Below are 12,101 nucleotides of genomic sequence, written 5' to 3' on the forward strand. Positions count from 1 at the left end.
TCGGGGCTCATGGTTCGGGGCTCAGCGCCGCTTCCAGGCGCTGCCTGTCGTCGTCGGTATTGAGGTTGGCAAAGGCCGCTGGGCAGTCGGAGAAGTCGACCCGGCACCAGGCGTGACGGGCGTACCAGCGATCGATTTTGCGCTCGCCGCCCGCCAGCGCCGCGGCCAGGTCATCGGCCAGGGCGGTACGAATCAACGCCACCACCGGGTGCAGTCTCTCGCCGTCGCAGGCCACGGCGATATCGGCATCGCCCAGGCCAGCCACCAGGCGTGCCACCAGGTCATCGGGCAGCGCCGGCGTGTCACAGGGCACGACCACCAGCCAGGGCGTGGCAGCGGCGCGCAGGCCGCTGTAGATGCCCATCAGCGGGCCCTGGAAGCCCCCCTCGGCGTCCTCGACGACGCGATCCCCCAGGGCGACGTAGTCCGCCTGACTGCGGTTGGCATTGATCAGCACCTCGGCGACCCGCCCGGCCAGACGCTCGCGCACATGGGCCACCAGGGGGCGACCGTGAAAGGCCACCAGCCCCTTGTCCACGCCGCCCATGCGGCGGCCCTGGCCGCCGGCCAGGATCAGGCCGGTGAGTTCGTGTTGCGACATCCTGGTCCCTCCTGTGGTCTGCCCACTATGATGCCTGAGCCGGCTGCGGGGTGCCACGCTGCACCGCCGCGCAAGTCCTTGTCGTGACACGGGTCAAGCCGCCCTTACCCGCAGCGGCGGGAGCCGGTATCCTATGTGCAGTTTTCTTGACAGCCGCTTTCTTGACAGGAGTCCCCCTTGAGCGAATCCCCCCCGGATGCAGGATTCAACGTCGGCGGCCGGCTGCGCCAGCTGCGCCTCGCCCGCGGCCTCTCACAGCGGGAGCTGGCCCGCCGTGCCGGCGTCACCAACAGCACCGTTTCGTTGATCGAACAGAACAGCGTCAGCCCCTCGGTGAGCTCGCTGAAGAAGATCCTCGATGCCCTGCCGGTATCGATCAGCACCTTCTTCGCCGGCGACGAGCCGAGCGCGCCGCGAGCCTTCTACCGCGCCGAGGAGCTCACCGAGATCGGCGACGGGCGGCTCTCCTTCCGGCTGGTGGCGGCACGCCAGGCGGAACGCAGCATGTCGATCATCCACGAGCGCTACCCCCCGGGGGCGGACACCGGCGAGGAGATGCTGGAACACGACGGGGAGGAAGGCGGCGTGGTGGTGGCCGGCGAGATCGAGATCACGGTGAGCGGCGAGATCGCCGTGCTCGGGGCCGGCGACGCCTACTACTTCGACTCCCGCCTGCCCCACCGCTTCCGCAACCCTGGCGAACAGGAGTGCGTGATCGTCAGCGCCAACACGCCGCCCACCTTCTCCGACGGCGGACGCGAGCTGCATCACGCCTGAGCCGTGCCCCCGGCGCCGCGCCGCCGGGGGCTGGCCAGGATGCGCCGCAACACCTGCCAGGCGGCCAGTCCGGCCAGCAGGTTGCCCACCGCAGCGCCGGCGGCGAGTCCCGCCAGGCCGCCGAGATAGGCCCCCAGCCACAGGCAGGGCAGGTAGAAGAGGAACAGCCGCGCGGCGGACAGCAGCATGGCGCGCAACGGCCAGCCCAGGGCGTTGCCCGCCGAGACCACGATCATGCACACCCCCAGCGCCGCGTAGCTGGGCAGCAGGAAGCGGATCAGCATCGCCAGGTCATCGCGCACCTCGGGGTTGCCGGAGAGCGCCAGTGCCACCCAGGGGGCCCCCAGGGCCATGACCAGGCCAAGTCCCATCTGCCACACCACGATCACCCGGAGGGCCAGGCGCAGCAGGCGGTGGACCTGAGCCCAGTCCCCGGCGCCGTAGCAGCGCCCCAGCCAGGGGGGCAGCGACATGGTCATGGCCAGCACCACCATCAGCGAGAGGGTCTCCAGGCGGCTGGCCAGGCCCCAGGCCGCCACCGCGCCCTCGCCGAGCCCCGCCACCGCCGTGATCGCCAGCATGGCGGCCAGCGGCGGCATCAGCTGGCCGATCATGGCCGGCCCGGCGATGCCGGCGAAGGGACGCGCCGACTCGCGCATCTCCTGGACCAGCCCTTCCCGGCTCAGCCAGTCGGTGCGACGGATGCTCTTGCCCAGCACCGCCAGGCCCACGCCGAAGGCGGCCACCGTGGCCCAGGCCGCCCCGGGCAGCCCCAGCCCCTGCCAGGGGCCGATGCCGAAGATCAGCAGCGGGTCCAGCAACAGATTGACCAGGCTGGTGACCACCATCAGGGTGCCCGGCAGGCGGGTATTGCCGTGGGCGCGGAACAGGCTGTAGCCGAAGTAGAGCCCCGCCCCCAGCCAGGCGGCCAGCAGCTGCGGCGCCCAGTAGCCGCGGATCAGCCCGCGGGTGGCCGCATCGGCCCCCAGCAGCCGGAACACCGGCGCCTGGATCGACCACAGCAGCAGCGCCAGCAGCGCGATGGTGGCGGTGCCGATCAGCAGCACCAGGCTGCCCAGCCGTCGGGCCCTGGCCTCCTGGCCGGCACCCAGGGCCCGGGAGATCAGCGCGGCGATGGCGATGCCGAGGCCCACCTGGATGCCGATGATCAGGAAGGAGAGCGGAAAGGTGAACGACTGTGCGGCCAGCGGCGCGGTGCCCAGGCGGGCGATAAAGGCGCTGTCCACCAGCTGGAAGCCGAGCAGCGCCAGCACGCCGATGGCCATGGGCCAGGTCTGGCGCCACAGGGTCACGCCCAAGGCATCGGAGGAACGGGGCTGCGTCACTGAAGATCCTGAACCGGAAGAAGAGCACATATTGTACGCAAGGTGCTAAGCAAAAGTGCGACTCAAACGTTCCGAGCAACGGTGCTACGCACAGGCGTGAAGACGCTCAGTTGGACAGCTCCCTGCTGCCGCTGCCTGCCACCATGCCGGCCAGCAGGCGCTCGATGTCCGCCGCCGCCATGGGCCGGAAGAAGTAGAAGCCCTGGATCAGGTCGCAGTGAATCTCGCGGACCAGCTCGAGCTGCTCGCGATTCTCCACGCCCTCGGCCACCACCTCGAGCCCCAGCCGGTGACCGATGAAGACGGTGGCTTCCATGATCGCCCGGTCCTCGGGCTGGTTCGGTGCATCACGCACGAAGGTGCGGTCGATCTTGAGCGCCGTGACGGAAAAGTGCTTGAGGTAGCTCAGCGACGAGTACCCGGTGCCGAAGTCGTCGATGGCGATGCGAAAACCGCGGTGGTGGAGGCGGCGCAGCCCTGCCAGGATGGTGTCGTCGGCCTCGATCAGGACGTTCTCGGTGAGCTCGATACCGATGTCCCGCGGCCCCAGGCCGTGGCGCTCCACGCAGGCCTCGAAGTGCTCGAAGATGCCGGGTCGCTTGATCTGGCGTCCGGAAAAGTTGATGTCGATACGCTCGAGCGCAAGGCCGGCGGCCCGCCACTCCGCCCGCTGACGACACGCCTCTTCCAGCACCCAGTCACCGATACGGTGTATCAGCTCCGAACGCTCGGCCAGGGGAATGAACTCGGCCGGCGAGAACGACGGTCCCTGTGCCGGGATCCAGCGCAGCAGAGCCTCGAGGTTCTCGACCCGGCCGCTGATGGCCGACACCTGGGGCTGGTAGTGAAGGACGAGCTCTCCCGCCTCCACGGCCCGCTCCAGCTTGTCGGACAGGCGATGCTGATGCAGCAGATCATCGTGGAGCTCCTGATTGAAATAGACCACCTGGCCCTGCCCGGCGAGCTTGGCCCGGTTCTTGGCGACATCGGCGTTGCGAATCAACTCGCCGGCCGTTTCACCGTTGCCGGGAAAGATGGCGACACCGAGGCAGGCGGTCAGCTTGCAGCGGCGCTCCTCCAGGAGGAAAGGCGCCCGCATGACCTCCTCCACCTTGCGCACCAGACGCGGAATGTCGTCCGAATCATGGATGCCCGGGAAGGCGATGACGAACTCGTCGCCGGAAACACGCGACAGGATATCGGTGGCGCGACGGTCTCGATTCAACCGGCGGGCCAGCTCCATCAGCAGCTGGTCCCCCTGTTCGTAGCCCAGCGCATCGTTGATCTCCACGAAGTGGTCGACGTCGAGATAGACCAGCACCAGGGAGCCGGCCTGGCAACGACACTGAGCCAGCGCCAGGTCCAGCTGTTCCTCAAAGCTGTGCCGGTTGAGCAGGTGGGTGAGGCGATCGAAGCGAGTCGCGAAGTCCAGCTCCCGGTGGGCACGCTTCTGGTCGGAAAGGTCGACGTCCACGCAGAACATCAGCGGGACGGCGGTGTGCTCATTGAGCATCACATGGTGTGAAAAGACCGGCACCAGCTCCCCGCTTCTGTGCCGCAGTTCCAGCTCATCGGCGGGGATCTCCTGCCCATGCTCCATCCAGGCACGGTGGGCCTGAATGACCCCCTCACGCATCGGCGCCGGAATGATCAAATCCTCCAGCAGGCGCCCCCGGGCCTCATCCGCCGAATAGCCATACAGGCGCGTGCTGGCGTCGTTCCAGTAGATCACCCGGCGATTGTGATCGTACCCCTGAACCGCGACCTTCGGCAGGCTCTCCAGCAGGGCGCGAAAACGCTGTTCGCTCTCGAGGTACTGCCGGCGGACTAGCTCGGCTTCGCCAGCCCCCGCGGAGCCAGGTTCGCTCCCATCGGGCAGTCGATCGAGCAGCTGCGTCAGCTGTTGCCTCAGCCAACGCTTGAAGCGGAAATCTCGGCCAATCATTCGCTTTCTCGCCGATGGGGATCGTCATGGGCGCTGAATGCGCCTCTTCCGTGGTCTTCGACCTTCATCCTACACGGCTTTGTCGTTTATCTCCTAAGAAACTACCTCCCTTGGGTGGCTTGACGCCTCATACAAATTCGCGACCTAAACTTGCAACTTCAACTCAAAATAATGAAACAAGAACACATTATTTCGTTGCACAACTTTGCACAGTCTAGTCGTTGAGCGGCCCTGAGGCCGGCAATACCCGGGCAATTCCGCCCACCCCAAGGAGAGAGACCAATGAAACTCGACACCCTAAAGCATGGCTATGACATGACCTCCATGCCCGCCAACCCGCTGACAGAGTACTGGAAGCCCGATGTCAGCCGCGAACTCGGGGAGCGCCACTGGAGCCTGACCGACATCCGCGAGCGAATCGACCTGAACGCCTGGCAGAACTTCCTGGGGGACCTGCCGAGGGACCCCTACGTCAACCGTCGCTGGAAACGCATGTCCTGGCTGTGCCTCGACGACCAGGGCAACGTGCAGGAGATGGGCGAGTGTCCGATGGCACAGGGCGGCGCCTTCAATGATGCAGAGAGCATGGCCGACCGGCTGCGCTACTACGAACCGCTGACCGGCGAGTTCCTGTCACGGCCCGACGTCAGGGCCTTCGTCCGTGCCTGGGCTCAGCTTTGGGGGATCGTCCCGCATGAACCAATCCTGATGCAGATCACCGGTGTGCGCGGCGAGGGCCAGGTGGACCCGCTGCAGGGCCAGGGGATTCACGCCGACGGCTGCAAGGCGCTGAGCATCCTGGTCATGAACCGCGAGAACGCCACCGGCGGAGAGAACCACCTCTATGCCGACAAGGCCGGCACCCGGCCGCTGACCGATGCCACCCTGGACCCGGGCGACATCCTGCATCTGCGTGACGACCATCTCTTCCACAGCATCGACGGTATCGGCCAACTGGACCCCGATGTGCCCTTCGAGCGCTTCATCATCATCATCAACAGCCGGTTCGTCGACGAGTTCCAGAACCGCATGCTGCGCCGTCACTTCCCGGACGCGGTACTCAACGAGACTCGCTGAGCGCCTGGCCGGCCCCGATGGCTCGACCATCGGCAACCAGCCACAACCACGCGACCCCCCGAGCACTGCTCGGGGGGTCGCTGTTTTTCCGGGACTTCTTCCCGGGCTTGTTTCCAGATCCTACTGGCGCACGCCCTCGAGGGTGACGTAGAGCTCGAGCTGGTGCATCACCTCGGGGAGGGCGCTCATGTCGATGCCGAAGTCGGCCAGGGTCAGCATGGTGCTGCCCTCGAAGCCGGCACGGTAGCCGCCCCAGGGGTCCTCGCCCTCACCCATCAGGGTCACCGGCATCTCGATCTCGCGGGTCTCGCCCTTGAGGGTGAGCTCGCCGGTCAGGGTGCCTTCGTTGTCGCCGGTGGGCTCGAAGCCGCTGGTGACGAAGGTGGCGGTCGGGTAGTTGCCGGCGCTGAGGAAGTCATCGCTCAGGAAGTGACGGTCGCGCTCGGCGTGGTTGGTGTTGAGGCTGGTGACATCGACCTCCATCTCGACGCTGGACGCCTCGAGGTTCTCGGGGTCGTAGTGGAACTGGCCGGTGAAGGACTCGAAGTTGCCGAGGATATAGGAGTAGCCGAGGTGGTTGATCTTGAACTGGACGAAGGCGTGCTGGCCCTCGGTGTCCACCACGTAGTCGGCGGCCTGGGCCTGGCTTGCGCCCACCAGGGCAACGGCACCGAGGGCGGCGGCGAGGGCGGTCTTCTTGAACATGGTCACTCTCCTTGTTGATTGACGATGTGTCTTGGGGTTGAAGGCGGCTCAGTGGTGACGGGAACGCGCCGGGTTGAGCATGCGGGTCAGGGTATCCTGGCGATCCAGGAAGTGGTGCTTCAGCGCTGCCAGCACATGGCCTGCGGCCAGCACCATCAGCGCCACGGCGGCATACCAGTGGATCTCGCCGGCGATGCTCTCCTGGTTGGGCAGGCGGCTGATCAGTGCCGGCACCTCGAACCAGTTGAAGACGCTGATGCCGCGGCCCCGAGCCGTGGAGATCAGGTAGCCGCTGACCATCACCACCAGCAGCAGCACGTAGATCAGCACGTGGCCGAGATGGGCGGCCAGGCGCTCGAGGCGGCTACCGTGGGCCGCCGGCGTGGGGTTCACTAAGCGCCAGACGAGGCGCAGCAGGGTGGCGAACAGCAGCAGCATGCCGATGGAACGGTGCCACCAGGGGGCCAGGTTGTACCAGGCGTCGAAATATCCCAGACCGGTCATCCACCAGCCCAGTGCGAAAAGACCCACGATGGTCACGGCGCTCAGCCAGTGCAGCAGGATGCTGACGATGCCCCAGCCGGAACGGGTGTTGCGCCACATGGCGATGTTCTCGCGGTCTCGATGATGGACAAAGCTTACCGCAGCGCATCATCAGCATCCGCTGAAAAAAGCCGAACCAACCATTCGAAAGAACCGTTAGCTGGCTAGGACTTCCAACAGCAGCTCGGCGGTGGGCGCGCTGGAGGCCGGGTTCTGGCCGGTGATCAGCAGGCCATCACGCAGCTGGAAGGGGGCGAAGTCGTCGGCGCTGCGCTGGTACTCCCCGCCCTGCGCCTTCAGGGCATCCTCGAGCAGGTGGGGCACCACGGCGGTGAGCCCCACGGCCTCCTCCTCGCTGTTGGCGAAGCCGGTGACCCGCCGACCCTTGACCAGCGGTTCGCCTTCCGGAGTTCGCGCCTGCAGCAGCACCGTGGGGGCATGGCAGACCGTGGCAACGGGGCGCTCGACGGCCAGGAAGCCCTCGATCAGGCGCTTGACGTCGCCATTCTCGGTGAGGTCCCACAGCGGGCCGTGGCCGCCCGGGAAGAAGAGCGCGTCGAAATCGCCCACCTGAATCTCGGCGAGCTTGAGCGTGTTGGCCAGTTGCGCCTTGGCAGCGTCATCCGCCTCGAAGCGCCGCGTCTCTTCTGTCAGCGCTTCCTCCGCCTGGGAATTGGGGTCCACCGGCGGCTGACCGCCCTTCGGAGAGGCCAGGGTGATCTCGGCGCCGGCGTCCTTGAAGACATAGTAGGGGGCGGCGAACTCCTCGAGCCAGAAGCCGGTAGCGTGGCCGGTATCGCCCATGCGGTCGTGGGAGGTGAGTACCATCAGGATCTTCATCGTTGCCCTCCTCGGGCGCCAGAGTGAATGCATGCCCTGATGAGATGGCACCGAATGGCGAGAGTTCAAGGGCAAAGACGACAACGCCCGCCCTGCCGATGGCGGGACGGGCGCCATGGGGCGCCCGGAGGAGGTGCCCCGAGGCGCGGACTACACCAGGGCGTCGAGGCCCCGTGCCAGGTCGGCGCGGATATCGTCGATGGCCTCCAGGCCCACGGCGACGCGGATCAGCCCCTCTGTGATGCCGGCGATGGCCTTCTGGTCATCGGAGAGACGACCATGGGTGGTGGTGGCGGGATGGGTGATGGTGGTCTTGACATCCCCCAGATTGCCGGTGATGGAGAGCAGCCGCGTAGCGTCGATCACCGACCAGGCGGCCTCCCGCCCCCCCTTCACCTCGAAGCCGAGCACGGCACCGAAGCCCTGCTGCTGGCGGACGGCGAGCGCATGCTGGGGGTGGCTCTCAAGCCCGCTGTAAAAGACCCGCGCCACCGCGGAATGAGCCTCGAGCCACTCGGCCAGGACCTGAGCGTTCTCGCAGTGGGCGCGCATGCGCAGGGCGAGGGTCTCTAGCCCCTTGGTGAAGATCCAGGCGTTGAAGGGGCTCAGGCAGGGGCCGCAGGTGCGTACCACCCCGAACACCTCCTCGAGCTCCTTGTCGCGGCCCACCACGGCGCCGCCGATCGCCCTGCCCTGTCCGTCCAGATACTTGGTGGCCGAATGGATCACCAGGTCCGCGCCCAGCGCCAGGGGCCGCTGCAGCGCCGGGGTCAGGAAGCAGTTGTCGATGGCCAACAGGGCATCATGGCGATGGGCGATCTCCGCCAGGGCTTCGATGTCCACCACCTCGGAGAGCGGGTTCGACGGCGTCTCGGCGAACAGCAGCCTAGTGGCCGGCGTCATCGCCGCCTCCCAGGCGGCGAGGTCGGAGAGCTCCACGTAGCGGGTGGTGATGCCCAGCTTGCCCAGATACTTGTCGAACAGGCTGACGGTCGAGCCGAACAGCGAGCGGGAGGCCACGATCTCGTCGCCGGCCGACAGCAGGGCCAGCGCGGTGGAGAGGATGGCCGCCATGCCGGAGCTGGTGGCCACGCAGCGCTCGCCGCCCTCCAGCGCCGCCAGGCGGCGCTCGAAGGTACGCACCGTGGGGTTGGTGAAACGGGAGTAGACGTTGCCCGGCGCCTCTCCGGAAAACTTGGCCGCGGCTTCTGCCGCGCTGGCGTAGACGAAGCTCGAGGTCGGGAAGATCGGCTCGGCGTGCTCCTGCTCATGAGTGCGGTCGTGGCCGGCGCGGATCGCCAGGGTCGCCAGCGCCCAGTCGTCCTCGGGGGATGTGTGCGGATCCATGGGAGCCTCATTCATCGATGTCATCCTGATTATGCAGGCCGACCAGGGCGTGGTCACCGGCGCTCTGCTGCTGCCTGGCGCCGTCGCTGCGCGAGGCCTCCAGGGCGGAGAGGTAGGCGTCGTCGATGTCACCGGTGACGTAGTTGCCGTCGAACACCGAGCAGTCGAAGACGTCGAGGTTGGGGTTGACGTCGCGACAGGCGGTCTTCAGGTCCTCGAGGTCCTGGTAGAAGATGCGGTCGGCGCCGATCAGCTCCCCCACCTCGGTCTCGCTGCGGCCATGGGCGATCAGCTCGCTGGCCGCCGGCATGTCGATGCCGTAGACGTTGGGGTAGCGCACCGGCGGCGCGGCGGAGGCGAAGTAGACCTTGTTGGCGCCGGCCTCCCGGGCCATCTGGATGATCTGCTTGCAGGTGGTGCCGCGCACGATGGAGTCGTCCACCAGCAGCACGTTCTTGCCCTCGAACTCCACGCCGATGGCGTTGAGCTTCTGGCGAACCGACTTCTTGCGCTGGGTCTGCCCGGGCATGATGAAGGTGCGCCCGATGTAACGGTTCTTCATGAAGCCCTCGCGGTAGGTCACCCCCAGGTGCTGGGCGAGCTCCAGGGCCGAGGTACGCGAGGTGTCGGGGATCGGGATCACCACGTCGATGTCGTGCGCCGGCCACTCCGCCTGGATGCGATCCCCCAGCTTGCGACCCATCTGCATGCGGGTGCCGTAGACGTAGGCGCCGTCGAGGATGGAGTCGGGACGCGCCAGGTAGACGTGCTCGAAGATGCAGGGCGACAGCAACGGGGCATCGGCGCACTGCTGGGTGTGGATACGGCCCTCCATGTCGACGAAGATCGCCTCGCCCGGGGCAAGGTCGCGGTGCAGCTCGAAGCCGCCCACGTCCAGCGCCACCGATTCGGAGGCGATCATCACCTCCTGACCGGCGCCTTCGTCACGAGTGCCGAACACCACCGGGCGAATGCCGTTGGGGTCGCGGAAGGCCACCAGGCCCATGCCATTGATGACCGCCACCGCCGCGTAACCCCCCTTGCAGCGACGATGCACCCGGCGCACGGCGTCGAAGATGTCGCCAGGCTCCAGGTGCAGGCCCTGCTTGCCCAGTTCGTGGGCGAAGACGTTGAGCAGCACCTCGGAGTCGGAGCTGGTGTTGATGTGGCGAAGGTCCGAGCTGAAGAGCTCCTGCTTGAGCTGATCGGAGTTGGTCAGGTTGCCGTTGTGGGCGAGCGCGATGCCGAAGGGGGAGTTGACGTAGAACGGCTGGGACTCCGCCTCGCTGGAGGAGCCGGCGGTGGGATAGCGCACGTGACCGATGCCCAGGTTGCCCCTCAGGCGCGCCATGTGGCGGGTATGGAAGACGTCGCGCACCAGGCCGTTGCTCTTGCGCAGCAGGAAGCGGCCCTCATGCCAGGTCATCATGCCGGCGGCGTCCTGTCCGCGATGCTGAAGCACCGTCAGGGCGTCATAGATGCCCTGGTTAACCGCCTGCTTGGCCAGAAGGCCCACGATACCGCACATTCCACCTTACCTCGCTTGCCTGGATCTTGCTGTGAAGGGTCGGGGCGGCACCGGCTGGTCGGGCCGCCCGGGAGTCATCTGTCGGGGGGTGTTGCGTCGTCGGTCGCGTCGCCACGCCCGGGGAGGGAGATCTCGCCGAGGGAACCGGGGACCTCGGGTATCCGCCCCTCCCAGGCCTCGAACTGACTGACCGCCCAGTCGCGCAGCTGCTCGAAGTGGGGCCGCAGCTGGGCATCGCGCCAGGCCTCGAGCTGGGCCAGCGGGGTCAGGCCGATGACGATGGTGACCAGCACCAGGATCGCCGCCCCCTTGGCGGCGCCGAAGGCGGCGCCCATGATCCGGTTGAACAGGCCCATGCCGACCCACTCCACCGCGGAGTGGACCAGGCGGATGACGATGCCGCACAGCAGCACCACGCCGAAGATCACCAGCACGAAGGCCAGCACCAGGCGCCCATCGGGATTGTCGATCACCCCCGCGAGCAGGTCCGCCACCGGCTGGGCCAGCAAACGCGCAGCCATCAGGGCGATGACCCAGGCGGCGAGGCCCAGGGCCTCTCGGACCAGCCCGCGCATGAAGCCGGTCACGGCCGTCACCGTGAGCAGCCCAATGAAAATCCAGTCCAGCCAGGTCAGTGCCATGCTCAGTTCCTCGCCCGCACCAGCAGGCCCTGCAGGTTGGCCCGTGACTTGAGCTCGTTCATGGCACGCTCGCCGGCCTCGGAGGAGTCATAGGGACCCGCATAGACCGTGGTCAGGTTGTTGTCGCGAGGCCGGCTGTAGGCCGGGAAGCCCTGCTCGCGCAGCTGGTTGAGCAGGCGCTCGGCGTTGGCCGGCTCGCCGAAGCTGCCCACCTGCACCGCCCACTCGCCACCGGAGGCGGCGGGCGACGGCGTGGAGGCGGGCTGGCTGCGGCTGCTCTCGGCCAGGCGCTGGTCGGCGGCCCGGGCCAGCTCGGCGATGGGGTCGGGAGCCGGTTCGCCGGCGGGCAACGGGGCCGGCTCGGCTCGGGTCACCTGCTCGGCGGCCTCCTCGGCGATATCGGTGAGGTCTTCGACGGGAGCCTCCTCCACGGGAGCCTCCTCCACGGGGGCCTCCTCGGCCCGGGGCGTCGCCATGGGCCCGCCGAACTCACCGAGGCTCGCCGGTGGCCGGGGCTCCGGCACCTCGATGCGCGGCACCTCAACGGGCTGCTCGATGGTCAGCACCGGCTGGGGTCGCTCGCTACGCGGCGCCGGCTCGCTCAACAGCAGGGGCACGAAGATCACCGCCAGGGCGATCACGATGACCGCACCGCTGATGCGTTCACGCCATCCGTATTTCATCGGGCTTCCTCGCTGCCGCTTGTGTCATCCCTAGTCTGCCCCGCGGACGGCTGCGGCGCCAACCACTC

General features: G+C 67.4%; 12 protein-coding genes. 2 read left to right on the plus strand and 10 right to left on the minus strand.

What is annotated here, in order from left to right; genetic code table 11:
- Positions 1-7 precede the first annotated feature (7 nt).
- Entirely contained in the window at positions 8-601 is a 594-nt protein-coding gene (mobA, locus tag IBX53_RS11865) for a molybdenum cofactor guanylyltransferase MobA (RefSeq protein WP_290909461.1), read from the minus strand.
- Positions 602-778: 177 nt separating this feature from the next.
- On the opposite strand from mobA, the gene IBX53_RS11870 reads away from it, so the two are divergent.
- Positions 779-1,378, plus strand: a complete 600-nt coding sequence (locus IBX53_RS11870; protein WP_290909462.1) for a cupin domain-containing protein — start codon at positions 779-781, stop codon at positions 1,376-1,378.
- Here the strand turns inward: IBX53_RS11870 and IBX53_RS11875 are convergent.
- The gene (locus IBX53_RS11875; protein ID WP_290909481.1) at positions 1,369-2,664 is read right to left on the minus strand and encodes an MATE family efflux transporter; all 1,296 of its coding nucleotides are present in this window, start codon (positions 2,662-2,664) and stop codon (positions 1,369-1,371) included. The two genes, IBX53_RS11870 and IBX53_RS11875, sit on opposite strands and share 10 nt — an antisense overlap.
- 166 nt (positions 2,665-2,830) lie before the next feature.
- Complete coding sequence (locus tag IBX53_RS11880; RefSeq protein WP_290909463.1) at positions 2,831-4,669, minus strand: bifunctional diguanylate cyclase/phosphodiesterase; 1,839 nt, start codon at positions 4,667-4,669, stop codon at positions 2,831-2,833.
- Positions 4,670-4,951: 282 nt separating this feature from the next.
- On the opposite strand from IBX53_RS11880, the gene IBX53_RS11885 reads away from it, so the two are divergent.
- Positions 4,952-5,746 carry a 2OG-Fe dioxygenase family protein gene (locus IBX53_RS11885; RefSeq protein ID WP_290909465.1) on the plus strand — a complete coding sequence of 265 codons (795 nt, stop codon included), beginning with the start codon at positions 4,952-4,954 and terminating at the stop codon, positions 5,744-5,746.
- Positions 5,747-5,866: 120 nt separating this feature from the next.
- Here the strand turns inward: IBX53_RS11885 and IBX53_RS11890 are convergent, their stop codons facing one another.
- The 7 genes from IBX53_RS11890 to IBX53_RS11920 form a co-directional block, all read right to left on the minus strand.
- Positions 5,867-6,451, minus strand: coding sequence for a YceI family protein (locus tag IBX53_RS11890; RefSeq protein ID WP_290909467.1), 585 nt, complete (start codon positions 6,449-6,451; stop codon positions 5,867-5,869).
- 48 nt (positions 6,452-6,499) lie between these two features.
- Positions 6,500-7,054: a cytochrome b gene (locus IBX53_RS11895; RefSeq protein ID WP_290909469.1), complete on the minus strand. Its 555-nt coding sequence runs from the start codon at positions 7,052-7,054 to the stop codon at positions 6,500-6,502.
- A 96-nt stretch (positions 7,055-7,150) separates the two neighbouring features.
- Positions 7,151-7,834 (minus strand): type 1 glutamine amidotransferase domain-containing protein, encoded by a 684-nt coding sequence (locus IBX53_RS11900; RefSeq protein WP_290909471.1) that lies wholly within the window; start codon positions 7,832-7,834, stop codon positions 7,151-7,153.
- Between the two features lie 150 nt (positions 7,835-7,984).
- Positions 7,985-9,181, minus strand: a complete 1,197-nt coding sequence (locus IBX53_RS11905) for an O-succinylhomoserine sulfhydrylase (protein ID WP_290909473.1) — start codon at positions 9,179-9,181, stop codon at positions 7,985-7,987.
- A gap of 7 nt (positions 9,182-9,188) precedes the next feature.
- A complete protein-coding gene (gene purF, locus IBX53_RS11910) occupies positions 9,189-10,709 on the minus strand; it encodes an amidophosphoribosyltransferase (RefSeq protein WP_290909475.1) in 1,521 nt (506 codons plus the stop codon).
- 74 nt (positions 10,710-10,783) lie between these two features.
- Positions 10,784-11,350, minus strand: coding sequence for a CvpA family protein (locus IBX53_RS11915; RefSeq protein ID WP_290909477.1), 567 nt, complete (start codon positions 11,348-11,350; stop codon positions 10,784-10,786).
- 2 nt (positions 11,351-11,352) lie between these two features.
- Positions 11,353-12,033 carry an SPOR domain-containing protein gene (locus IBX53_RS11920; RefSeq protein WP_290909479.1) on the minus strand — a complete coding sequence of 227 codons (681 nt, stop codon included), beginning with the start codon at positions 12,031-12,033 and terminating at the stop codon, positions 11,353-11,355.
- Positions 12,034-12,101 lie beyond the last annotated feature (68 nt).

Origin of the sequence: Halomonas sp. (genome assembly GCF_014859505.1) — a bacterium.
Lineage (GTDB): Bacteria > Pseudomonadota > Gammaproteobacteria > Pseudomonadales > Halomonadaceae > Halomonas.